Annotated in this window: 18 protein-coding genes; 1 reads left to right on the top strand and 17 read right to left on the bottom strand. The window is 68.3% G+C overall.

Features of this window, described 5'->3' with window-relative positions; genetic code table 11:
- Positions 1–102: 102 nt before the first annotated feature.
- The 3 genes from EDC29_RS16205 to EDC29_RS16195 form a co-directional block, all read right to left on the bottom strand.
- A complete protein-coding gene (locus EDC29_RS16205) occupies positions 103–1,200 on the bottom strand; it encodes a response regulator (protein WP_123141399.1) in 1,098 nt (365 codons plus the stop codon).
- Positions 1,201–1,304: 104 nt separating this feature from the next.
- Positions 1,305–3,554, bottom strand: coding sequence for a DNA topoisomerase IV subunit A (gene parC / locus EDC29_RS16200; RefSeq protein ID WP_132230605.1), 2,250 nt, complete (start codon positions 3,552–3,554; stop codon positions 1,305–1,307).
- Between the two features lie 81 nt (positions 3,555–3,635).
- A complete protein-coding gene (locus EDC29_RS16195; RefSeq protein ID WP_223807025.1) occupies positions 3,636–4,910 on the bottom strand; it encodes a multifunctional CCA addition/repair protein in 1,275 nt (424 codons plus the stop codon).
- A gap of 101 nt (positions 4,911–5,011) precedes the next feature.
- Here EDC29_RS16195 and EDC29_RS16190 point away from each other — a divergent pair, with 101 nt between their 5' ends.
- Positions 5,012–5,494, top strand: a complete 483-nt coding sequence (locus EDC29_RS16190; protein WP_123142668.1) for a DUF2939 domain-containing protein — start codon at positions 5,012–5,014, stop codon at positions 5,492–5,494.
- A gap of 28 nt (positions 5,495–5,522) precedes the next feature.
- Here the strand turns inward: EDC29_RS16190 and EDC29_RS16185 are convergent, their stop codons facing one another.
- The 14 genes from EDC29_RS16185 to EDC29_RS16120 all read right to left on the bottom strand — a co-directional run bounded on the left by EDC29_RS16185 (position 5,523) and on the right by EDC29_RS16120 (position 23,032).
- Positions 5,523–7,196 (bottom strand): PP2C family protein-serine/threonine phosphatase, encoded by a 1,674-nt coding sequence (locus EDC29_RS16185; RefSeq protein WP_242466006.1) that lies wholly within the window; start codon positions 7,194–7,196, stop codon positions 5,523–5,525.
- The gene (locus EDC29_RS16180) at positions 7,193–7,948 is read right to left on the bottom strand and encodes a transporter substrate-binding domain-containing protein (RefSeq protein WP_132230604.1); all 756 of its coding nucleotides are present in this window, start codon (positions 7,946–7,948) and stop codon (positions 7,193–7,195) included. Before EDC29_RS16180 ends, EDC29_RS16185 begins: the two co-directional genes overlap by 4 nt.
- The gene (locus EDC29_RS16175) at positions 7,945–8,784 is read right to left on the bottom strand and encodes a GGDEF domain-containing protein (protein ID WP_123141403.1); all 840 of its coding nucleotides are present in this window, start codon (positions 8,782–8,784) and stop codon (positions 7,945–7,947) included. Before EDC29_RS16175 ends, EDC29_RS16180 begins: the two co-directional genes overlap by 4 nt.
- 12 nt (positions 8,785–8,796) lie before the next feature.
- Positions 8,797–9,201 (bottom strand): DUF1987 domain-containing protein, encoded by a 405-nt coding sequence (locus EDC29_RS16170; RefSeq protein ID WP_123141404.1) that lies wholly within the window; start codon positions 9,199–9,201, stop codon positions 8,797–8,799.
- 7 nt (positions 9,202–9,208) lie between these two features.
- Complete coding sequence (locus EDC29_RS16165; protein WP_123141405.1) at positions 9,209–9,763, bottom strand: SiaB family protein kinase; 555 nt, start codon at positions 9,761–9,763, stop codon at positions 9,209–9,211.
- Positions 9,764–9,839: 76 nt separating this feature from the next.
- Entirely contained in the window at positions 9,840–12,179 is a 2,340-nt protein-coding gene (locus EDC29_RS16160; protein WP_132230603.1) for a hypothetical protein, read from the bottom strand.
- A gap of 121 nt (positions 12,180–12,300) precedes the next feature.
- Entirely contained in the window at positions 12,301–13,161 is an 861-nt protein-coding gene (locus tag EDC29_RS16155) for a ferredoxin reductase domain-containing protein (RefSeq protein ID WP_062272829.1), read from the bottom strand.
- Positions 13,162–13,216: 55 nt separating this feature from the next.
- Positions 13,217–13,432 (bottom strand): hypothetical protein, encoded by a 216-nt coding sequence (locus EDC29_RS16150; RefSeq protein ID WP_123141407.1) that lies wholly within the window; start codon positions 13,430–13,432, stop codon positions 13,217–13,219.
- The gene (locus EDC29_RS16145; RefSeq protein WP_062272825.1) at positions 13,425–14,015 is read right to left on the bottom strand and encodes an electron transport complex protein RnfA; all 591 of its coding nucleotides are present in this window, start codon (positions 14,013–14,015) and stop codon (positions 13,425–13,427) included. Before EDC29_RS16145 ends, EDC29_RS16150 begins: the two co-directional genes overlap by 8 nt.
- Positions 14,005–14,667, bottom strand: a complete 663-nt coding sequence (rsxE, locus tag EDC29_RS16140; protein WP_062272823.1) for an electron transport complex subunit RsxE — start codon at positions 14,665–14,667, stop codon at positions 14,005–14,007. Before rsxE ends, EDC29_RS16145 begins: the two co-directional genes overlap by 11 nt.
- Positions 14,668–15,369: an RnfABCDGE type electron transport complex subunit G gene (locus EDC29_RS16135; protein ID WP_123141408.1), complete on the bottom strand. Its 702-nt coding sequence runs from the start codon at positions 15,367–15,369 to the stop codon at positions 14,668–14,670.
- A 34-nt stretch (positions 15,370–15,403) separates the two neighbouring features.
- Complete coding sequence (locus EDC29_RS16130) at positions 15,404–16,447, bottom strand: RnfABCDGE type electron transport complex subunit D (RefSeq protein WP_123141409.1); 1,044 nt, start codon at positions 16,445–16,447, stop codon at positions 15,404–15,406.
- 158 nt (positions 16,448–16,605) lie between these two features.
- Positions 16,606–17,949 (bottom strand): electron transport complex subunit RsxC, encoded by a 1,344-nt coding sequence (gene rsxC / locus EDC29_RS16125; protein WP_123141688.1) that lies wholly within the window; start codon positions 17,947–17,949, stop codon positions 16,606–16,608.
- A 136-nt stretch (positions 17,950–18,085) separates the two neighbouring features.
- Positions 18,086–23,032, bottom strand: coding sequence for a 2-oxoacid:acceptor oxidoreductase family protein (locus EDC29_RS16120; protein WP_123142665.1), 4,947 nt, complete (start codon positions 23,030–23,032; stop codon positions 18,086–18,088).
- Between the last annotated feature and the right edge of the window lie 164 nt (positions 23,033–23,196).

Below are 23,196 nucleotides of genomic sequence, written 5' to 3'. Positions count from 1 at the left end.
CCATGATCGCGCCATCGCCTTCACCTCCATCTGAATGCTTGATTGGGCTGCACTGGAGCGGGCGCCGCGAATCACTGACCCGCCGTCACGACTGTCGCGGACTCATGCCTCGATCTCGCCGAATCGCGTGGCGATCTCGCAGAACTCATCGAAGCGCGCCATGAAGGCATCGGTGACATCCGGGTCGAAGTGCGTGCCCCGACCGGCGAGGATGATGTCGCGCGCCTCCGCAAATCCCATCGGCGCCTTGTAGACCCGGCGCGAGATCAAGGCGTCGAAGACATCGGCGAGCGCCATCAGTCGCGCGGCGATCGGGATGGCATCCCCGGCGAGCCCCTCGGGATAACCGCTGCCGTCCCACTTCTCATGATGATAGTGGGCGATGTCCTTGGCGAGTGCGAGAAACTCGACCGGACGCTCGGCATCGCGCTCGGCCTGCTCGATGGCGAGGCTGCCGAGTTTGGCATGGGTCTTCATCACCTCCCACTCATCGGCCGACAGACGACCGGGTTTGCGCAGGATGTGATCGGGGATACCGACCTTGCCGATATCGTGCAGCGGTGCCGAGCGCGCCAGCTCCTCGATGGTACGCCCGGCGAGGAAGGTCTCGAAACGCGGGTGTTCGCGTAGCTGCCTGGCCAGGGCGTGGACATAGCGCTGGGTGCGGCGCAGATGGTTACCGGTCTCGGGATCGCGGATCTCGGCCAGGTGCGCCAGGGCGAGGATGCTGACCTGCTCGGTCAGCACGTTGTCGCGCATCCGCCGCCTGATCTCCAGCTCGAGCTGGGCGTTGTGGTCACGCAACAGATCACGCGCGCGCTTGAGTTCGAGCTGGGTACGGACACGGGCGAGCAGGATGCGCGGATTGACCGGCTTGGCGATATAGTCGACCGCACCGACGTCGAGTCCGCGGGTCTCGGCCTCGTCGCTGTCCATCGCGGTGACGAAGATCACCGGGGTGTCGGCGGTCAGCGGATCGGCGCGCAGCCGCTCGAACACCGCATAGCCGTCCATGTCCGGCATCATCACATCGAGCAGCACCAGATCGGGGAGCGGCGCGCGACTGACCACGCGCAACGCCTTCTCGCCGGAGATGGCCACGCGCACCCTGAACTCCGGCTGCAGCAGCTCGCTGAGCACCACCAGGTTCTCGGGCGAGTCATCGACGAGCAGGATCGTCGAGCGGTTTCCATCGAGCATCGTCACCTCCTTTTGCCTGCCACCGGCCTCGACGCGACGCATCACCGGCAGGGCCTCACCCTGCCCCCGGCGCACTCGGCGAGTGCGCCGCACCCCGTGTGCGATCAGCGCTCGGCGCTCAGCGCCTCGACCCGCTGGAAGCCGCGCGGCAACAACCGACCGCGACGACCGCGATCACCGCGATAGGCCTCCAGATCACGCGCCTTGAGCGTCAGCTCGCGCTTGCCGGCGCGCACCCGCAGCACGCCATCGGGCGCGACCACCGCCATCGCCACCATCAGCTCCTCGCGCGCGGCGGCGCGGGCAGTGGGGATGGCGATCAGCTTGTTGCCCTTGCCCCGGCTCATCTCCGGCAGCTCCTCGAGGGGGAAGAGCAGCAGATGACCGCTGCTGCTGGCCACCGCCACCAGCGCGCCCTCGACCGCCGGGACCGCCACCGGGTCGAGCACCTCGGCACCCTTGGGCAAGGTCAGCACCGCCTTGCCGCCCTTGGGCTTGGCCACCAGGTCGGCGGCGCGGGCGAGGAAGCCGTAACCGGCATCCGAGGCGAGCAGATAGCGCCCCTCGACGGCGGCCAGCACCGCCACGAAACGCGCCCCCGAGGGCGGGTCGAAACGCCCGGTGAGCGGCTCGCCCTGGCCGCGTGCCGAAGGCAGGGTGTGGGCCTGCAGGCTGTAGCTGCGCCCACGCGAGTCGAGGAAGGCCACCGCCTGATTGCTGCGCGCGCGCGCCGCGGCGAGAAAGCGATCCCCCGAGCGATAGTTGAACCCGGCCGGATCGACGTCGTGCCCCTTGGCCGCGCGCGCCCAGCCCTTCTCCGAGAGCACCACGGTCACCGGCTCGCTCGGCGCCAGCTCGGTCTCGTCGATGGCGTGCGCCGCGGCGCGCTCGACCAGCGGCGAGCGCCGCGCGTCGCCGTAGCGCTCGGCGTCGGCGGCGAACTCCGCGGCGAGCAGCCGGCGCAGCGCCGCGGGGTCGTCGAGGATGGCGCGCAACTCATCGCGCTCGGCACTCAGCGTCTCCTGATCGGCGCGGATCTTCATCTCCTCGAGCCGCGCGAGCTGGCGCAGTCGGGTGTTGAGGATGTAGTCGGCCTGGGTCTCGGTGAGCGCGAAGCGCGCCATCAGCACCGCCTTGGGCTCGTCCTCGGTGCGGATGATGGCGATCACCTCGTCGAGGTTGAGGAAGGCGATCAGCAGCCCGTCGAGCAGATGCAGGCGCTCGAGCACCTTGTCGAGCCGGTGGTTGAGGCGGCGGCGGACCGTCTCGGTGCGGTAGGCGAGCCACTCGACGAGGATCTCGCGCAGGTTCATCACCCGCGGGCGACCGTCGAGCGCGATCATGTTCATGTTGACGCGATAGCTGCGCTCGAGATCGGTGGTGGCGAACAGGTGCGACATCAGCCGCGCGATATCGACCCGGTTGGAGCGCGGCACGATCACCAGCCGGGTCGGGAACTCGTGATCGGACTCGTCGCGGAAGTCCTCGATCATCGGCAGCTTCTTGGCATTGAACTGCTGGGCGATCTGCTCGAGCACGCGACTGCCCGAGACCAGGTGCGGCAGCGCGGTGATGACGATGTCGCCGCGCTCGACCTCGTAACGGGCGCGCAGCCGCACGCTGCCGCCACCGCTGTGGTAGAGCTTGCGCAGGTCGGCGGCGGGGGTGACGATCTCGGCCTCGGTGGGATAGTCGGGCGCGGGGACGAAACGCATCAGCGCGTCGACATCGGCCTCGGGGTGCTCGAGCAGATGGGTGCAGGCGCGCGCCAGCTCACAGAGGTTGTGCGGCGGGATGTCGGTGGCCATGCCGACGGCGATGCCGGTGGCGCCGTTGAGCAGCAGGTTGGGCAGACGCGCCGGCAGCAGACGCGGCTCCTCCAGGGTGCCGTCGAAGTTCGGCTGCCAGTCGACCGTGCCCTGCCCCACCTCGTCGAGCAGCACCTCGGCATAGGGCGCAAGACGCGACTCGGTATAACGCATCGCCGCGAACGACTTGGGATCGTCGGGCGAGCCCCAGTTGCCCTGGCCGTCGACCAGCGGATAGCGATAGGTGAAGGACTGCGCCATCAGCACCATCGCCTCGTAGCAGGCCGAGTCGCCATGGGGGTGGAACTTGCCGAGCACGTCGCCGACGGTGCGCGCCGACTTCTTGAACTTGGCCGTCGCCGACAGCCCCAGCTCGGACATCGCATAGAGGATGCGCCGCTGTACCGGCTTGAGACCGTCGCCGACATGGGGCAAGGCGCGATCGAGGATGACGTACATGGAATAGTCCAGATACGCCTTCTCGGTGAAGGCCTTGAGTGGGCGCTGCTCCAGGCCCTCGGCGGAATAGCTGATGGTCTCGCTCATGATTCTCGATACGTCAGGGGTCGACACGCAAGGAAACCCATCATGATGCGCCAAGGCGGCGCCGAGGACAAACCAGGGGACTCACCCCTGTCGCGCCGTCCTGATCGCCGCCAGTCGCGCCTCGCGGATGCGCCCGGCGATCAACCGCGGTTCGGGGGCGGCGCGGGCGATGGCACCGACGTCGAGCGCGGCGACCGCCGCCTGCAATCGGCGCAGCAACGCCGCCTGCGGGTAGTCGCGCTCGGCATAGCCGGTGCGACCGCGGAAGTCGGCCTCGCAGGCGATCAGCATCTGCTCGAAACGCTCGGGCCGGCGCAGCGCATCGGTGCGCTCGAGCAGATCGAGCACCGTGGTGTCGCGCAGCTCCTCGACCTTGTGCACCAGCCCGTGCTGCCCGGCGGTGATGCGCGCCAGCTCGCGACAGCGGTTGGGCACCCGGAAGCGGTCGCAGACCGCCTCGAGCAGCTCGACGCTGCGCGCCTCGTGACCGTGGTGGCTGGGCAGGATCTCCGCCGGCGTGGTGCCCTTGCCGAGGTCGTGACAGAGCGCGGCGAAGCGCACCTCGAGCAGCGGCGAGAGCCGCGCGGCCATGTCGAGCACCAGCATCGCGTGCACCCCGGTATCGACCTCGGGGTGCCACTTGAGCGGCTGCGCCACCCCCCACAGCCGATCGAGCTCGGGCAGCAGCCGCGCCAGCGCGCCGCACTCGCGCAACACCTCGAAGAAGCGCGAGGGCCGGGGCTCGCAGAGCGCGCGCGAGAGCTCCTGCCACACCCGCTCGGGGACCAGGGCGTCGACCTCGCCGGCGGCGACCATCTCGCGCATCAGCGTCTGGGTCTCGGCGGCGACGGTGAAGCCGAGGTCGGCGAAGCGCGCGGCGAAGCGCGCCAGGCGGAGGATGCGCACCGGGTCCTCGGCGAAGGCCGGGGAGACGTGACGCAGCACCCGCGCCTCGAGATCGGCGAGCCCGCCATAGGGATCGACGATGCCGCCCTCGGCGTCCTCGGCCAGGGCGTTGACGGTGAGATCACGCCGCAACAGGTCCTGCTCGAGGGTGACCTCGGGATCGGCGTGCACGGTGAAGCCGTGATAGCCGGGGGCGGTCTTGCGCTCGGTGCGGGCGAGCGCGTACTCGTCCTTGGTGAGCGGATGCAGGAACACCGGGAAGTCCTTGCCGACCTGCTGGAAGCCGCGCGCGCGCAGGGTCTCGGCGCGCGCGCCCACCACCACGTAGTCGCGCTCGCGCACCACCCGCCCGAGCAGCCGGTCGCGCACCGCGCCACCGACCAGATAGACACGGAGCCCGGCGGTCGCGGGGTCGGGTTGCAGGCTCGGATTGGGGGTCGGGTCGTCCACGGTCACCTCGGGCTGGTCTCGGATGGGTGATTATATCGGGACGATGCTTGCGGTTAGAATGCCCCATCGATTCCCCGCCCTGACCTGATGAAGGAGCGACGATGCGTTTTCTCGGCTATCTGATCCTGCTCGCCCTGCTCGGCTACGGGCTGTGGCCCTACTATGCCGTCTACCAGCTCGACGACGCCATCAACCAGGAGGACACCACCGAGCTGGCGGCCCTGGTCGACCTGCCGGCGATCCGCGCCAACTACAAGGCGCGGATCGCCGCGGGCGTCGAAGGCATGCTGCCGGCGGGCGAGGCCGGCGGGGTGATGCACTGGCTGCGCCAGAACGTCGGCGAACTCGGCGACGCCGCGCTCGAACAGGCCATCACCCTGCCCTGGGCGCGGCAGACGCTGCGCGAGGCGGTCGGGCGTGCCACCTCGCAGACCCCGCCCTATCTGCTCGCCGGCATCGACTACGCCTTCTTCGAGTCCTACGACCGCTTCCTGGTGCGTATCGGCCAACTCGGCAAGGCGCCGACCCATGTGCGTCTCGAACTCGAGGGGCGCGAGTGGCGGATCACCGACATCATCCGCTGAACCGGATCGCTGAACCGGGTCGTCCGACTCAGCGCGGCTGGAAGCCGATCAAGGTCATGTCATCGCGCCGCGGCTCGTCGCCCCGATAGTCCTCAAGCAGCTGCTCGACGGCGGCGAGCTGCTCGGCCAGACCGAGTTCGGCGTGGCGCTCCAGCCAACCCGCCAGACGGCGGCGACCGAGCAGCCGCCGCGGCTGCCCGCCCATGTGATCGGAGATGCCGTCGGTGAGCAGATAGAAGCGCGCCCCCGGCGCCACCGCGATGCGGTGCACCGGGATCTCGCCTGGGCTTGGCAGACTGCGATAGCCGAGGTGCGCGCGCGCGCCGCGGATCGTCTCCACCCGTCCGGCAGGATCCATGCACAGCAGCGGGATACCCGCGCCGGCGAAGCTCAGCTCGGCGCGCGCCGGCTCCCAGATCGCCACCGCCGCCTCCAGACCGTCGTCCGACTCGGCCTCTGGATGATCCTGACGCAGTCGCGTACGCACCACGGCGTCGATCGCGCACAGGATGGTCGCCGGGTCGGCGCTGGCATGATCGCGCAGGATATCGGCCATCGCCGAGGCCAGCACCAGGGTGATGAAGGCCCCCGGCACACCATGCCCGGTACAGTCGGCGATCAGGATCAGATAACGCTCGTCGTCGAGCCGCTCGAGCCAGAACCAGTCGCCGCCGACCAGGTGCAGCGGCTCCCAGCACACCTGGATCTCGCGCACCCCGTCGCCCAGCGCGCCCTTGTCGGGCAACATCGCCGTCTGGATGCGCCGCGCGTACTGGATGCTCTCGAGCACCATGCGATTGGCCTTGCCCAGCTCCTGGTGGGCGGCGTCGAGCTCGGCGAAGGCCTGCTCGAGGGCATCGCGCTGCTGCTCGAGCTCCCGGGTACGCAACCGCACCCGCGCCTCGAGCTCTTGGGTGAGCGCGGTCAGCTCGGCCTGTGCCCGATCGCGCTGATCGAGCCCCCGCTGCGAGGCGGCGAACAGCTCACCGAGACGCGCGCGCAGCAACCCGAGCTCGTCGCCGCGATGATGGGGCAGGTGCGGCGGCGTCCACGCCCCCGGACGCGTCGGGTCGACCGCCGCGATGGCCCCGGCCAGGCGCACCAGCGGGCGGGTGATCATCAGATAGAAGAGCAGCGCGACCAGCGCCGAGATCACCAGCGCGCGCGCCAGCCCGAGCAGCGCATCGCGACCGGCCTGGGCGAGGAAGCGCTGGGTCAACACCGCCGCCGAGAGTTCGACCTCGAGGACCCCGACCGGCTCCGCATCGGCCCCGGCAAAGCCGTAGTCGAGCGTCAGACGCATCCGGGTGACATCGGCGAACAGCCACGACCAGTCCTCGGCCAGCGCGCTTGCCGTCGGTTCGCGCACCCGCTCTGCGAGCACCCGACCGAAGTCGTCGCGCAGCTCGGCGCGACGCATCGAGGCGCGGGCGAAGAGTCCGTCGACGAGCTGGCGACCGAGTTCGGGATGGAGCTGATAGAGCGCCTCGGAGGCCGAGCCCTCGACCAGGGTCAGGGTCTCGCGCAGGTCGCGCTCGACATCGGCACGCATCCCGCGCCAGTCGAGGAAGAGCTCGAGCAGCCCCACCAGCATCCCCAGCAGCAACACCACCGCCAGGGTGACGGCCGCCTGGCGGAAGGTCAGCCCGCGCCAGAACGGGATTTCGGGCGGGGCTGCGCCCTGTTGCAGGGACGTGTTCAATGGGCCTCCAGGGCGACGGTGCCGACACCATGGGCGCGTCTGATCGCCTCGACCCGCGCCGACTCGGTCGCCAACCAGCGGTCGAAGCGCGCCAGCAACCCGGTGTGCGCCCGGGTGGAGAGACGGTACTCACCCTGTGCCAGCGGCAGCCCGGGATCGAAGGCCAGGGCATCGGCGCGACCGAACAGCCGGCGCGACTGCTCGGCGGCGACCGCGACATTGGCATAGGCGGCATCGATCCGGCCGCTGTGCAGCTGATTGAGCAGCGCGGCAAAGCCGGCGTTCTCGCGCAGCACCGGCGCGCCGGTCTCCAGGCGCGACTGCCAGGCACAGGGGGTGAAACCGACGACGATCCCGAGGCGCTGCACCCGTTCGGGGCCCGCACCCAACTGGTCCGGGCGTACCAGGGTGCCGTCGGTGTAGGAGACCACCGGAGTGCTGAAGTGGAAACGCTCACCGTTGCGCGCCGCACTGCGCCAGTCGGGGTCGTCGGGATAGATGAAATCGACCTCGTCGCGCAGCAGGCTGACGACCATCCGTGGCACCGGCAGCGGCTTGTAGTCGAACTCGATCCCGGCGGCGGCGGCGAAGGCGTCGAACAGCTCGCGGGCGAACCCCTCGAAGCGTCCGGTATGCGCGGCGTGATAGGGCAGATAGTCGATGTTCTCGACCCCGATCACATAACGCTCCCCGGCGGCCTGCGCGCCCCCCGGGAGCAGGATCAGCAGCAGTGCGACCAGCCGCGCGATCATGCGTCTGGAACGCCCTGCTCGGTCGCACCGGGCAACTCGGCCTCGGCCAACTCGACGCGGTTGCGACCGTTGCGCTTGGCCGCGTAGAGCGCCCGGTCGGCACGCGCGATCGCCCGTTCCAGCGACTCGTCGATGGCGACCTCGGCGACGCCGATACTGACGGTCACGCGCAGCCGCGCGCCTTTCCACTGGGTCTCGGCCTCGGCCACCCGCACGCGCAGCCGCTCGGCGACCTCGGCGGCGGCCTCCAGGCGGATCTCCGGGAGCACCGCCATGAACTCCTCGCCGCCGAAACGCCCGGGGACGTCATCCTCGCGCAGCGCGCTGCGAAACAGGGTGCCGAAGTGCTCGAGCACCCGGTCGCCGGCGACATGACCGTGGGCGTCGTTGACCCGCTTGAAGTGATCGAGGTCGAGCAACAGCACCGACAGACCGCGCCGATGACGGGCCATGCGCTTGAGCTCGTGCTCGCCGAGTTCGAGCAGGTGACGACGGGTGTGCAGCCCGGTCAGCTCGTCGACCGAGGCGATCCGGCGCAGCTCCTGCTCGAGCTGCTCGCGCCGCTCGATCTCCTTGACCAGGGTGGCGTTGAGGGTGTTGAGCTCGCGCGCCTGCAGCGACAGGGTGCGGTTGGCGTCGTGCAGGTCGAGCTGCATGCGATCGCTGATGCGCACCAGCCGACGCGACTCGTGATAGCCGTCCTGATAGGCGCGGGCGAGCTGGCGCACCCCGTCGGCGACCTCGTCGAGACGCTCGAGCATCGCCTCGGCCTGACGGATCACCGCCTGCTCGTGGGCATAGAGCGAGAACTCTTCCTCGGGCTCATCGGCGCTCATGATCGGTGCCGGTCAGTCATCATCGAATTCGCAGAGCTCGAACACGGCGTGCTCGAAGTCCTCGCTGAAGTCCTCGCCGAATTCCTGCATGGTGTCGTCCTCGACATGGTAGTGCCAGCGGATGCGCACCCCGCGCCCGGCGCCGGCGGCCCGCTCCAGGCGCTGGAAGATGTTCATCAATGCCTTGGCGCTGCTGCTGTTGAAGTAGGACATGCGCAGCTCGACCAGCAGCGCGGGGGGCTGAGTCGAGTCGGTGGCGAGAAAGGCGTCGAGCGCCTGGATCACCGGACCGAAGAAAGCAGCAGCATCCTCGGGGTAGGACTCACCCTCGATGCGCAGACGGCGATTGGCGAAATCGAACTCAAGCAGCGGCGAGCGTTCGGTCGGTGCGCGATACAGCGTCTCCAACGTCTCCATCCTTCACTCAGATATAGGCCTTAAGACAGAAGAAGGAGCGATCCTCGGTGACTTCCACGAAGCCGAACTCGATCGGATCGGTCGAACGACGCGCGATCTCGATCAGACCGATGTTGCCCCCCCGACTATCGTCCTCCACCGGGGCGCGCAACCGCTCGCGGTAATAGGACTTGAGCGAGTCCTTGTCCATCGACGCGAGTTGCTCGAGCCGGCGTTGCAGCTCGGCGGCCTCGTCACGACACACCATGTTGCCGCAGACGACGAAGAAGCGGTCGCGCTCGCGACCGACCACGACCATCCCCGAGCTGAGTTCGACCGGCTTGCCGAGGTTGCCCTCGACCCGTTCGGCCGAGTAGCGGATGATGTTCTGCACCTGCTCGACGAAGATCGAGAACACCCGCTTGATCACCCGCGAGTCGGCATCCTCCAGACTCATCTTCTGCTTGAGCGCCTCGCCCAGCGAGAACAGGATCCCCTCGGAGAGATAACCGGCGAAGGAGAACACCACCCCGCGTTCCTGCAACTGCCGATGGAAGGCGAAATATTCCGTGGCGATCGACATAGCGAACACGACTCCTCAAGTCGGTGGGACTCGGCCAACTAGGGTAGAGGCTCGACTCCCGCCGAGGCAAGCGGAATCAACCCTCGACAGCCACGCTGCGTCGACGTGACGGCGGCGTCTCGACCTGCAGCGGCAGTCCCATCAAGGCCAGCAGATAGAACAGCAGCGCCACCCTCGGGGCATCGAGCAGGGTGCCGAAGGTCCCCACCGCAAGGAAGCCGAGCAGGGCCAGCCAGACCGTGATCCCGAAGGCCGGCGAGACGACCCGCCCGGCGAGCAGACCTCGGCTGGCGACGAGCAACAACAGCAGCAGCACGGCGAGACCGAGCAGGCCGCGCTCGACCAGCAGATGGACCCAGAGGTTATCGGTGTGCCAACGCTGGTGGTCGAAGTCGGAATAGCTCAGCCAATGGTCGATCCCCGCACCGAAGTCGCCGTTGCGCACCAGTTCGCGTCCGCCTTCGAGCCGTTGCAACGAGACGTCGTCGATGTCGACCAGGGTCTGCGGCTGCTCGAGCAGGCGGTACTCGCGGCGATTGGCGAGGGTCAGCAGCAGCGGTGCGCGCAGTGCCTGCTCGAAGGAGCCGAGGTTGGCGCTGTCGAAGACGAACTCCAGCGCTCGCCAGGCGCCCTCGGTGTCGGTCACCATCGGGGAGAAGGTGACACAGCGTGGGTTCCACTCGCTCGGCGCGATCATCTGACGGTGACACAGACGCAGCTGCAGCTTGAGTTCGGGGGCCTCGGTACGCACCGTCAGGCGCAGCCGATAGGCGGTATTCGGCCGCAGCCGCACCCGTTGTCCGAGCCGCATGCCGCGCGCCCCGGAGAGACGCAGATAACGATTGCCCGCCTCGCTGCCGATCCCCAGGGTACCGAACGCCTGGGGATCGCGCCGCGTCCACAGATAGCGCTCGGGGAAACGCCCGGCGCCGATCCCGAGCAACCGGTCCGGCCAGTCCGCCGGCACGACCGCGAGCGCCTCCTGCCAGTGCGTCAGCCGCGCCTGCAGATCGCTCCCGGCCTCGGCGAAGCGCGCCTCCATGCGACTGCCGAAGAGACTCGGGATGAAGGCCCCGAGGACCACGCACCAGAGCATCATCGCGAGGATGCGATGGCGCGGCGCCAGCCGCGCGCCCCAGTCGCGTTCGAGCCGCCAGCCGATCACCGCCAGCAGCGCCACGCCGGCGACGACGATCGCCATTGCCAGCGGCAGCGGCAGGCTGGTCCACTTGCTGGTCGCCGCGCCGTGAGCGGCCAGCCCGGCCAGCGCCAGCACCACCGCACCACTCAGCCAGTCGAGACGGCGCACGGACACCCCGAGACCGGCGAGCCAGCCCGGCAGCGCCGCGACCACCAGGGCGAGCAGCGCGCAGCTCATCGCCAGCATGCCGCCGGAGCGGAACGACCACAGCGCCATCGCCGCCGAGCCCGCCAGCGCCGCCAGGGTGAGCAGCGCCGCCCCGCGCGACAACACCCGACGCTGGCGCCAGTAGCCGAGCAGCAAGGCCGCCGCCACCACCGCCAGGAACCCGAGATAGACCCCACGCGAGAAGGTCACCACCATCGCATAACAGGCGCCGAGCAGGACGATGGCGGCCAGCCCCTCCCACCAGCGCGAACGTGCCATCAGCAGGGCGAGCACCGCGAACGGCCAGGCGAGGCTGAGATAGCCGTCGATCGCGCCGCCACCGACGTGCATGTCGGCGAAGAGCGCGGTGACGCGATAGGCGGTGGAGAAGTCGAGCAGGGTGCCGAGCAGCGCATAGGGACCCTCGAAGAAGATCAGCTGGTGCAGCACCCCGCGCTCCCACACCACCACCAGCGCGACCCCGAGCAGCCCGATCAGCACCCCGGCGATGAAGCGCCGCTCGGCGCGTACCGGATCGCGACCGCGCGCGGCCAGCCACAGCGGATAGAGCAGCAGCGCCCAGACCAGCCCCTTGGTCAGACGCAGGGCGTTGAGCGGGCTGTAGTAGGAGACCAGCGCGTTGGCATCGAGCTGCGGCCAGGCGCCACCGAGCCCGCGCCAGCAGCCGATCGCGGCGAGCACCATCAGCAGCAGCAGGAGCAACCGGGCGCCGGCGCTCGGGCGCACCCTGCCCCCGCCACCACCGTGCCACAGTCCGGCGGCGAGGGTGCAGAGCAGCAGCGCATCGAAGGCGTCGACGAACAGCCAGCCGCTCCAGGGCGCGAGCTGGAGCAGCGGCAGCGCCACCGGCACCACCACCAGCCAGGCATCGGGGTCGCGCAACAGCACCAGCAGGTAGAGCGCCAGCCCCAGCGCCAACCAGGGGGCGATGGCGGGGAAGCGCAGCAGGAAGGGGATCAGCGCCGCCAGCAACAGCAACGCCGAGAGACGGCGCGTCACTGACCACAGATGATGAGGCGTGGACGGAACGGGGGGTACGACGGACATGGCGTCGGCCTCCTGGCCGGGTGACGACATGGGGCTGGATCCGACCGCCAGCCTGACAAGCGCGGCGGTCGGGTTCAAGCCTGTCGTCGATCGGGGCCTCCCGCCCCGACCACGACAGGCCTCAGTCGTAGAAGAGCTCGGACCAGCGCTGATCGTCGATCAGCGACTGCTTGAGCGTCTCCCACGCCTCCTCGCCGCCGGCCTGCTCGGCCATCACCCGGTTGAACGCCTCGGCGGTCTTGCGCAGACCGGAGATGAACACCTGGGTGTTGGGCTCACGCATCAGCCGCAGGGTCTCCTCGGCATGGGCCTCGAGCCCCTGCGCCAGCGCCTCGGAGGAGCGCATCAGCGGCCGGGTGCCGAGCGCGCGGAAGGCCTTGAAGGTCTTCTCGTCGTAGTAGTTGGCGAGATCCGAGGTCTCGTCGTTGGCATACATCAGGTCGAGACCGGTGCGACCGCCGTAGAACAGGCGCACCTGACCGTTCCAGTCGCCGCGACGCTCGTAGATGTGCTGGGCGAAGGCGCGGAAGGGCGCGATCCCGGTGCCGGTACCGATCATCAACAGGTTGGCCCGGTTGTCGAGCGGCATGCGGAAGGCGCTCGCATAGGGGCCGGTGATGGTGATCTTGTCGCCGGGCTGGGCATCGCACAGATAGTTCGAGGCGATGCCCGGATAACGCTCGCCGCTGACCTCGTCGAGATAGAAGCAACGACGCACCAGCAGCTCGATCACCACCCCCTCGTCGAGCGGCATGGGGCGGGCGTTGGCGATCGAGTAGCGACGCAGGTGCACGGCGTTGCCGAAGGGATGCGGACCCGGCACCAGCACCCCGATGCTCTGGCCCTCGACGAACTGGAAGGCCGGATCGAGCACCTCGAGGGTGAGGTGGCGGACCTCCTCGGTGTCCTCCGGGGTGATGCGCCGCGAGGCCTTGATCAGGGCCTCGGTCTGCGGGCCGCCAGCGGCCTGTGATTCACTCATGTCAGCTCCTTAAACGCTGTCCTGCGGCCCCTGGGGGCCGCGAGAGGGACGCCGATCAGTGGCGATCGGCGTTGCACTCGCCGTGCACGGGACCGGGCACGGCCACCTCGACCTCGCAGTGACCGCTACCACAGGAGCAGCCACCGCCCTCGGGGCGGTAGGGGCCGAGCTGCGGATGACGCCGCGCGAAGCGTGCGTACAGCTGCTGGACCCCGACCCAGCCGGCGAGCACGACGAAGATGATCACCGGGACCAGCAACAGCCTAGCCATGGCTGCCACCCAACCCGGCGAAACCCATGAAGGCGAGCGAGAGCAGCCCGGCGAGCATCAGGCTCATCGCCGCGCCCTCGCTGACCCGGGGCACCCGCGCCAGGGCGAGCTTCTCGCGCAGCCCGGCCATCAGCATCAGCGCCAGGGTGAAGCCGGTGCCGGCGCCGACGGCATAGACCAGGCTCTGCACGAAGTCGTACTCCTTGGCGGTCTGGAACAGCGCCAGACCGAGGATCGCACAGTTGGTGGTGATCAGCGGCAGGAAGATGCCGAGCGAGCGGAACAGCGCCGGGCTGAAACGCTTGACGAACATCTCCACCAGCTGCACCGCCGAGGCGATCACCGCGATGTAGCAGATCAGGCGCAGGAACTCGAGCTGCAGCTCGCCGAGCACCCAGTTGATGCCATAGGCCGCGGCCGAGCTCACCAGCATCACGAACATGGTCGCCAGGCCCATGTTCCAGGCCGTCTCCTTCTTCGCCGAGACGCCGAGGAAGGGACAGATGCCGAGAAACAGCGCCAGTACGAAGTTGTTGACGACCGCGGCGTTGAGGAAGATCAGCGACAGGGGTTCAGCGTGCATATGCGCTCTCCGCGGCGGCGGCCTGCAGTCTGCGCTCCTTGCGCAACCGCAGCCAGTTGAACAACAACAGCCAGGCACCGAGGACGAAGAAGCCACCCGGGGGCAGGATCATCACCACCCAGGGCTGGAAGTCGGCACCGAACAGCGGGATGCCGAGGATGGTGCCGCTGCCGAGGACCTCGCGCACCGTGCCAAGGCTGAGCAGCGCCAGGGTGAAGCCCGCGCCCATGCCGAGACTGTTGATCAGGGTGGTGTGCAGGCGTTGCTTGGAGGCGTAGGCCTCGGCGCGACCGAGGATCACGCAGTTGGCCACGATCAGCTGGATGAAGGCGCCGAGCGCGGCATAGAGCTCGAGGCTGATGGCCTGGATGGCGTAGTCGACGATGGTGACGAAGGTGGCGATGATGACGATGTAGCTGGCGATGCGCACCTGCTTGGGGATCCAGTTGCGCAGCAGCGACACCAGCAGGCTCGAGCACACCAGCACGAAGGTGGTGGCCAGGCCCATGGCGATGGCGTTGACCGTGGTGTTGGTCACCGCCAGCACCGGGCACATGCCCAGCAGCATCACGAACACCGGGTTCTCTTCCCACAGCCCGCGCACGAAGGTGTCGAGCGACAGGCTCTCTTGTTGGTTGGGCAGTTCAGCCATTCATCGGCCCTCGCTACGGTTCGGTTCGGAGAGGAGCGCCAGCTCGCGCTGCAGCACCGGCACCACCCGCTGGGCGGCGTCGTTGACCGCGCGCGCCATGGCGTTGGAGGTGATGGTCGCGCCGGAGATGGCATCGACCTGCCAGGGTTGGGTCTTGGTGCCGTGCTTGACCGGGACGATGGGGTTGGCGAGCGCCGTCCCGGTGGCGTCGAGCCGCGCATCGAGCGCCTCGAAGTTCTTCAGATACTCGGCGTCGGTGGAGATCTTGTCGCCGAGCCCCGGGGTCTCGGTCGACTTCAGCACCTTGCTGCCGATCACGCACTGGCAGGCGGGGTCGTAGCCGAAGAGGAACTGGATGACGTCCTGGTAGCCGCGCGCGGCGCCCGGGAAGGCCACGCCCACCAGCGCGCCGTCATCATCGTAGCCGGCATAGAGATGGACGCCCTCGGCGCCCTCGCCCGCCGGCACCAGCGCATCCTCGGCGGTGAGCACGAAGTCGCGCTTGGCCACCGCACCGTCGAGGACGTGGAACACCGCCTTCTCGGTCATCCGCCGCTGGTTCTCGGCGATGATCGGCAGGGTGAACTGATAGACCAGCACCACCAGCAACCCGGAAAGCATGGCGATGCCGCCGAGGGTGCGCAGCATCGCCCAGGCCGGGGTGCTCGGCGCCGGGGTTTGGATCTGTTGTTCGATCGTCATGAGTCAATGCCCGATAGAGGTTGGAGCCGGCGATTCATGCCTTGGGCCGCGAGCCGGCGCCGTAGACGCGCGGCTGGGTCCAGCCCGAGATCAGCGGACCGAGGGCATTGGCGAGCAGGATGGCGTACATCACCCCTTCGACGAGGCCGCCAAAGAGCCGGATGATCACCGTCAGCACGCCGATGAACAGGCCGTAGATGATGGCCCCGCGCGCGGTCACCGGCGAGGCGACCATGTCGCTGGCCATGAACCAGGCGCCGAGCATCAACCCGCCCGAGCAGAGCACGAACCAGGGCGAGGGATAGAGCGTGGGATCGAGCAGCCAGAAGGGCAGCGCGGTGAGCACGGCGCCGGCCATCACCGAGGCCGGGATGCGCCAGTCGAGCATCCGCCGCCACGCCAGCCACAGCCCGCAGACCAGGATCAGGATCGCCGAGGTCTCGCCCGCGGAACCGGCGATGGTGCCGGAGAACACGTCGCTGAGCGGCAGCTCGATCTGCTGGAACTTCTGCAACGCCAGCGGCGTCGCCCCGCTCCAGGCGTCGAGCCCGAGCCCGGCGACCCAGTCGTCGATCGGCACCGGCTGCATGAACGGCAGGGTCAGGGTCGAGGGGATCAGCTCGGCGAAACGCTCCGGGGCGAAGGCCGGGGTCCAGGTGGTGATCGCCACCGGAAAGGCGGCCTGCACGAAGGCACGCCCGACCAGCGCCGGATTCATCACGTTGTAGCCGAGTCCGCCGAACAGCGCCTTGCCGAGGGCGATGCCGACGAAGGCGGCAACCGCGGCCATCCACAACGGGAAGCCCGGCGGCAGGGTGAGACCGAGCAGCAGCCCGGTGATCACCGCCGACCAGTCGGAGACGGTGTTGCCCTGCCCCGAGAGACGCGCAAACAGCCACTCGGTGGCCACCGCGACCACCGTGGTGGTGATCAGCAGCAGCAGCACGCTGAGGCCGAACTGATAAACGGCGAAGGCGCTCACCGGCAGCAGCGCGAGCACCACCGAGCGCATGATCTGATCAACCGTCAACACCTTCTTGAGGTGCGGCGATGTTCTTATTTCGATGCCTTTAGCCATAGATTTTCGAAACCGCAACGGCGCCGGGGCGCCGGAATATCCTGAGGTCCGCACGCCGCCGACCGGGGTCGGGGCAACGGAGGTCCTGGGGCGCGAGGATCGCCCGATCGACGCCTCGGCGCCGCGCCGCGTGCGCGGCGCCGAGGCGACCGGCGGGCTTACTGCTCATCCTCTCGGTTGATCGCCTTGGCGATGCGGAAATACTGGGTCAGCGGGATGTTCGACGGACACACATAGGCGCAACAGCCACACTCGAAGCACTGGTCGAGATGATAGTGCTCGGCCATCGTCGCATAGTCGCGCACCTGCGCCAGCTCACCCAGTACCGAGGGGTTGAGCGAGATCGGGCAGGCCTCGACACAGGCACCGCACTTGATGCAGGGGTAGACCTTGCGCTCGGCCAGGTCGAGGTCCTCGCGTTCGAGCACCACCACCCCGGAGACGGCCTTGGTCACCGGTACATCGAGCGAGGCCACCGCCATGCCCATCATCGGCCCGCCGAGGATCACCTCGCCGAAGCTCTCCTTGAGCCCGACCTGCTCGAGCAGGAAGCGCAGCGGGGTGCCGACCGGCACCATGAAGTTGCCGGGGCGCTCGACGCCGGGGCCACTGACCGTGACCACGCGCTCGATCAACCCCTGCCCCTTGGGCAGCAGGTCGCCCATCTGCGCCAGGGTGCCGACGTTGTAGACGGCCACGCCGACATCGGCCGGCAGCCCGCCGACCGGCACCTCGCGCCCGGTCAGGCTCTTGATGAGCATGCGCTCGGCGCCCTGCGGGTACTTGCTCTGCACCGCCTCGGCGGTGATCGGCAGGTCCGCGGGGATCTCGCGGCGCAGGTGCTCGACGGCATCGAGCTTGTTGTCCTCGACGCCGATGACGGCACGCTCGGCGCCGGTGGCGCGCAGCACCAGCTGGATGCCGCGCACCAGCGCCGCGGTCTGCTCGAGCATGATGCGATGGTCGCAGGTGAGATAGGGCTCGCACTCGCAACCGTTGACCAGCACCGTCTCGATGGTGCGCCCCTCGGGGGGCACGAGCTTGACGTGACTGGGGAAGGCGGCGCCACCGAGCCCGACCAGACCGGCCTGCTGCACGGCGGCGACGAGCTCGGCGCGCGACATCGCCGCCAGATCGGGGGCACTGTCGAACAGCACCCGCTGGCTGGCGGCCTGATAGACCTTGAGATAGATCGCCGGGGCCTTGGGGCCGGCGGCGGTGGGGGCCAGCGCGATGTCACGGATCACCCCGGTGGCCGGGGCATGCATCGGCACCGAGACATGACCATCGGCCTCGGCGATCGGCTCGCCACGCACCACCTCCTGACCAACTCGCACGGTCGGGATGGCCGGCTTGCCTTTGTGCTGCTCCAGCGGGATCACCAGCTCCGGGGCAAACGGCATGCGTCGAATCGGCTTGTCCGCCGTCAGTTCCTTGTGCTCGACGGGATAGATCCCGTGATCGAAGGTCTTGCGGCGCGGAAAGATGCTGAATAGAGCCATGCGTCAGTACTGCTGTGTGGTCGACACCCGAGGGGTGTCTGGCGAACGGGGGCACGCGACGCCTGACGCGGCGCCGCGTGCGCATTCCTCTAGCGTGGCCCGGCGTCAGGACGCCGGGCAGCCAGGGGCGGCCGACTTACTGGAACTTCTCCGCACGCTTGACCAGCTTGTCGACGCCGGGCTCGGACGGGTTCCACGGGGTGCCGGGGTGGATGCAGGCGGCGCTGCACTTCTCGGCGGCCTTGACGATGTCCTTGAACGGACCGGCCTTGGGATCGACGATCTCGGCCTTGCGCTCGGCGTTGTAGCGGAAGATCGACGGGTTGATGTTGATGCACTCGTCACAGGCGGTGCACTCGGGCGTCTCCACCCACACCGGCTCCCAGTCGGCGCTGCCGTTGGCGCCATTGGCACCGTTGAGACCATGACCGTTGGCACCATTGGCGCCGTGGCCATTGGCGCCGTTGCCATTGCCGTTGCCGATCAGCGCATTGATACCACCGGCCTCGCCGCCGGCCATGGCCAGCAGGTTGGCGGTGAGCTTCTGCGCCATGTCGGCCTTGGCCTCGTTGCGCACCCGATCGAGGTCGATACGGTTGAGCTCGCCGCAGAGTCCGCGCAGCTGCGCCCAGAACTGCTGGCGCTCCTCACAGCTGAGCACCAGCTCCTGCGAGACCAGCACGCGCATCAGGCGGTTCTTGCCGTCGACGCCCCAGATGTAGGGGAAGCGGCCCTCGCGATCGTCCTCGTCGAGTTCGAGGAACTCGGCCAGCGGCACCATGGAGTCGTTCCAGGTCTCCGGCGGCGCCTTGCGGAAGTGCTTGCGGAAGCGGCCCTCGGTGAGCGCGAAGTCGGCGAAGGTCAGCGGCACCTCGAGGCTGGCCGGCTCGCCGTCCTCGTTGGTGTAGTCGATGCTCCAGCTGATCCAGTCGCGCTCGATCTGCGGGTTGCCCTCGATCGAGCAGCACTCCTCGAAGGTCGAGCCGGCATCCGGGTCGTAGCGGAACAGCGGGTAGGCGCGCGACTCGACGGCCATGCGACCCTGACGGTTGGACATGTCGTCGCCGATGCCGTGCTCGGGCTGACAGCTGGTGTAGACGTTGAACAGGGCCGGGTGGCGCGAGTTCAGACCGTCGATATAGCCCTCGAGCAGGTGGGTGAGGTGCGAGGCCGAGCTGTTGAGCACGAAGCTGGTGCGATGCGCCATGCCGATCAGACCCATCTCCTTGCGGATCTCGGTCTTGCCCTTCCACGCCTTGCCGTAGGGGCTCATGTCCGCGACCTGGCCGATGAAGCCCGAGGTACAGGCCTGACCACCGGTGTTGGAGTAGACCTGGGTGTCGAGCACCATGATCTTGACCGGGTGGCCGGACATCAGCGCGCGCGAGAGGTTCTGGAAGCCGATGTCGTACATCGCCCCGTCACCGCCGACGGCGACCACCGGCGGGCACAGCAGCCACTCCTCGTCGCTGAAGTCCTTCCAGCCGAAGTAGGTCAGGTCGCAGGCCGGATCGGCGGCGTTGTAGCGCCCCTCGAGCTCCATGCGCGCCTGGCGGATGGCCTTGAAGCCCTCGCCCATCTTGCGCATGTGGCCCTCGAACAGACCCAGCGCCATCGACGGCGAGTCCTGGAACAGGTGGTTGGCCCAGGGGAAGGGATAGGGGCTGTAGGGGAAGGTCGCGCCCCACACCGAACTACAGCCGGTGGCGTTGACGATACCCATGTTGGCGCGCGGCTGGTTGCCGGTGTACTGCGCCTTGAGCTGACGCAGGGTGTCGAGCAGGCCGGTGACCCACTTCAGCCACTCCGGGTCGACCGGACGCGCGCCGCTGCTCTGATCGAGCTCGGAGGTCAGGCCGCCGAGGGTCAGGTCGCTGTCCTTGTGCTCGTCGAGCGCCTTGGTGATGGCGGCGGTGTTGCTGAGGTCCATGCTCTCGGCGAGCTTGAGCCGGACATGGGTCTCGAGACGGTTGATGAGGTCGTCGAGCTCGGCGAGGTGACGCTTGACGCGCGGCTGCATCAGCGCGGTGACGGTCGAGGTGAACAGGTGCAGCGCGGTCTTCTCGCCGCAGCCCATGCACGAACCGTCGCCCGAGACCATCGACAGATAGTTGGTCTTGTCGAGCAGCAGGGTCTCGAGCGCGCCGACCTTGTCGTCGAGGTCATCGATGCGGATGAAGTCCGGGTCGGTGGTCGGCAGATCGAGCCACATGTCCCAGCGCGCCTGCATCTGCCGGATGCTCTCGTCGGTCTGCGGCTCGGCGACCAGGGCGCCGTCGTTACAGACGTCGATACACTCCATGCAGCCCTTACAGGTGTAGGGGTTGACGGTGATGCTGAACAGCCCGCCGCTGCCCTTCTGCTGCTTCTCGCGGTTGCTCCAGTAGGGCTTGGTGACGGCGAACTGGTAGTCGCCGAGCGCCTGCATCAGCAGCCCGAACTCCTGCTCCAGCGCGGCCTTCTGGCTCTCCTCGCCGGAGAACTCGGCGAGCACCTCGAGGATCGCCTGATCCATCAGCTGACGCAGATCGGCCGACTCGCCGTTGATGTTGATCAGCGCACGCAGACGCTTCTCGACGTTGCGGCTCTCGCGACGCAGGTGCTGGGTGGGCATGCTGCGCTCGACGCGCAGGATCGCCGCCGAGAAGATGTCGGAGACGCTGTTGACCAGACCCGGCAGCGCGCTGTCGGGACACACGGTGAAGCAGTTGCCGCAGGCGGTGCAGTTCTCGGGGATGAACTTCGGGTATTCGAAGCGGATCTGGGTCATGTCGCGATAGACGCCGCTGGCCGCGGGCATCAGCGACAGCGCCATCTGCGGGTCGGCGAGGTTGTCGTTGCCCTGACCGCTGGCGTAGAAGGAGCCGGTCTGCTCCCAGAAGCGGTGCACGTCGCTGATGCCGCCATCGCCCTCGGGCATGGCCTTGAGCATCACCGGCAGCGCCGGCTCCTTGCGCGGCATCAGCTGGCCGGCGACCAGCGGCTTGTCGACGATCTCGACGATCTCGTCGAAGCCGCGCCGCACGATGCGCAGGTTGTCCTGCACCACGCGCTCGCCCTTGGCGCCGAACTTGGCGCGCAGCTGCTCCTCGATGGCCGCAAACAGCCCGGCCTCGTCGAGCCCGGAGCGCTCCATCAGCGGCGAGGCGGCGAAGAAGGCACCCTGGAAGGCATTACCCTGCATGCGGAACTGCAGCTCGGGGTTGGAGGCCTCCTCGCGGGCGATCTTGAAGCCGTCGATGTAGAAGACGCGGATCTCGTTGTCGACGATGAACTTGCGCGCCGACGCCGGGAAGCTCGCCCACACCTGCTCCGGATCCTCCATGCTCGACTGGATGACGAAGCTGCCCTTGCGGTCGAGACCGGCGAGCGGGTTGGAGTGGGTGAACACGTTCGGGTCGGGGCTGAGCACCACGTCGACGTAGGTGTACTCACAGTTGAGCCGGATCGGCTCGGGCGCGGCCGAGAGGAAGTAGGTGGTCGGCTGACCCTTCTTCTCCGAGCCGTACTTGGGGTTGGCGCGGATGTCGTAGCCGAGCAGCTCGTAGAGCGTCATGGCGAGGTTCTTGCCGGTGGTCACGGCACCCCAGCCACCGACCGAATGCATGCGCACCGTCACCGCGCCCTTGGGCAGCAGGTTGGGGTTCTCGCTGCCGCGCAGCGCCAGATCGCCGACGTTCGGGTAGGCGTCCTTGAGGCTCTGGATGCGGATCTCGTCCTTGGGATCGATCGGGTCGCGCACGAAGTCGACCGAGAGATAGAAGAACTTGCGCTGGGCGCCGCCCGGCACCATGTTCTCGACCGCGGCGATCAGCCCCTCGGGCTGCAGGTCGCGCGAGCCGAGACCGTAGCTGGCGGAGTAGAGACGCGGCATCTCGCCGCGGCCATAGCTCGGGTAGTCGGCATAGGCCGGCGCCTCGCCCTTCTCGGCCATGCCGTTCTCGACACACTTGGCCAGCGCCGCGCGCACCTCGCGCATGATCGGCAGGTCCTCGGCGAGCGGCTGGTCGGTGCGCTCGAGCACCGCAACGCCCTTCTTGCCCTGGATCAGGGCGGCGATCAGCTCGCCCGGGAAGGGCCGGAACATGGTGAGGTTGATCACGCCGACCTTGATATCGCGGGTCTCGCGCAGATAGTCGGCGACCGCCTCGGCCTGGGTGACCATGCTGCCCTGACCGAGCAGCACGTAGTCGGCGTCCTCGAGACGGTAGCCCATGGCGCGGTGATAGCGCCGGCCGGTGAGCTCGAAGAACTCATCCATGCACTGGTCGGTGATCTCGGCGATGTGATCGAAGAAATAGGGGCGCTGCGCCGCGACCGCCTGCATGTAGGCGTCCTGGTTCTGCACCGTACCCGAGGCGACCGGGTTGTCGACGTCCCACACCAGCGGCACGCGCCGGCGAGTGGGGCCGTAGGCGAGGCGCTGGGCCGGGGTCGGCGACTCGATGATGTCGTCGGGACGACCGCAGAACTCCTCGACCAGGGCGCGCTCGGGGACCTGCAGCGGCTCGATCAGGTGGGTGGTGAGGAAGCCGTCCTGGCCGACGGCGGCCGGGGTCAGGCTGAGCTCGGCGACCTTGCGCGCGATCAGGTTGAGGTCGGCGGCCTCCTGGGCGTTCTTGGCAAAGACCTGGAAGAAGCCGGTGTCGTCGATGCAGTGGTAGTCATCGTGCGCACAGTGCACGTTGAGACTGGCCTTGGTGATGGCACGCGCACCGATGTTGAGCACATAGGGCAGACGCTTGCCGACGGCCGCATACAGCGACTCGTGCATGAAGGCCACACCCTGAGCGGAGGAGAAGTTGACCGCGCGCAGGCCGCTCATCGACATGCCGGCGGTGACCGCGGCGGCGGCGTGCTCGGACTCGGGCTCGACGAAGATCAGCGGCTGCCCGGAGACATTGACGTGTCCCTTGGCGACCTCTTCGGCCCAGAATTCGCCCATCTGGGTCGAGGGGGTGATCGGATAGGCACCAGCGGCATCGGATGCCTCGCGCTCGCACATGATTACGGCAGTATTGCCGTCCATCGCCATACGGGTGCCAGGATACTTGTACTGCTTATCGTCTTTCTTTCCGAACATGGGCCTTCTCTATTGTTGAACCACCGAGACGCCGGCGTCGGGACGCCTGTGCGCAAAGCGGGTTTGGATCAGAATTCTTGCGCTCCGAATCGAGCGGCCTGGATCTTTTTATTGGAGGCGGGGCGTCGGCCGCAGCTCGATGCGGCGCGACGCGGGCCGTACGC

It is taken from the genome of Marichromatium gracile (assembly GCF_004343155.1).
Taxonomy (GTDB): domain Bacteria; phylum Pseudomonadota; class Gammaproteobacteria; order Chromatiales; family Chromatiaceae; genus Marichromatium; species Marichromatium gracile.
The sequence above is the reverse complement of the archived record's forward strand: the minus strand, read 5'-3'. Positions and strand labels throughout refer to the sequence as shown.

Coding starts and splice junctions, on each gene's coding strand:
- EDC29_RS16205 (WP_123141399.1), bottom strand. CDS start 1,200: ATGCTCGATGGAAACCGCTCGACGATCCTGCTCGTCGATGACTCGCCC.
- parC (WP_132230605.1), bottom strand. CDS start 3,554: ATGAGCGAGACCATCAGCTATTCCGCCGAGGGCCTGGAGCAGCGCCCA.
- EDC29_RS16190 (WP_123142668.1), top strand. CDS start 5,012: ATGCGTTTTCTCGGCTATCTGATCCTGCTCGCCCTGCTCGGCTACGGG.
- EDC29_RS16180 (WP_132230604.1), bottom strand. CDS start 7,948: ATGATCGCGCGGCTGGTCGCACTGCTGCTGATCCTGCTCCCGGGGGGC.
- EDC29_RS16175 (WP_123141403.1), bottom strand. CDS start 8,784: ATGAGCGCCGATGAGCCCGAGGAAGAGTTCTCGCTCTATGCCCACGAG.
- EDC29_RS16170 (WP_123141404.1), bottom strand. CDS start 9,201: ATGGAGACGTTGGAGACGCTGTATCGCGCACCGACCGAACGCTCGCCG.
- EDC29_RS16165 (WP_123141405.1), bottom strand. CDS start 9,763: ATGTCGATCGCCACGGAATATTTCGCCTTCCATCGGCAGTTGCAGGAA.
- EDC29_RS16160 (WP_132230603.1), bottom strand. CDS start 12,179: ATGTCCGTCGTACCCCCCGTTCCGTCCACGCCTCATCATCTGTGGTCA.
- EDC29_RS16155 (WP_062272829.1), bottom strand. CDS start 13,161: ATGAGTGAATCACAGGCCGCTGGCGGCCCGCAGACCGAGGCCCTGATC.
- EDC29_RS16150 (WP_123141407.1), bottom strand. CDS start 13,432: ATGGCTAGGCTGTTGCTGGTCCCGGTGATCATCTTCGTCGTGCTCGCC.
- EDC29_RS16145 (WP_062272825.1), bottom strand. CDS start 14,015: ATGCACGCTGAACCCCTGTCGCTGATCTTCCTCAACGCCGCGGTCGTC.
- rsxE (WP_062272823.1), bottom strand. CDS start 14,667: ATGGCTGAACTGCCCAACCAACAAGAGAGCCTGTCGCTCGACACCTTC.
- EDC29_RS16135 (WP_123141408.1), bottom strand. CDS start 15,369: ATGACGATCGAACAACAGATCCAAACCCCGGCGCCGAGCACCCCGGCC.
- EDC29_RS16130 (WP_123141409.1), bottom strand. CDS start 16,447: ATGGCTAAAGGCATCGAAATAAGAACATCGCCGCACCTCAAGAAGGTG.
- rsxC (WP_123141688.1), bottom strand. CDS start 17,949: ATGGCTCTATTCAGCATCTTTCCGCGCCGCAAGACCTTCGATCACGGG.
- EDC29_RS16120 (WP_123142665.1), bottom strand. CDS start 23,032: ATGTTCGGAAAGAAAGACGATAAGCAGTACAAGTATCCTGGCACCCGT.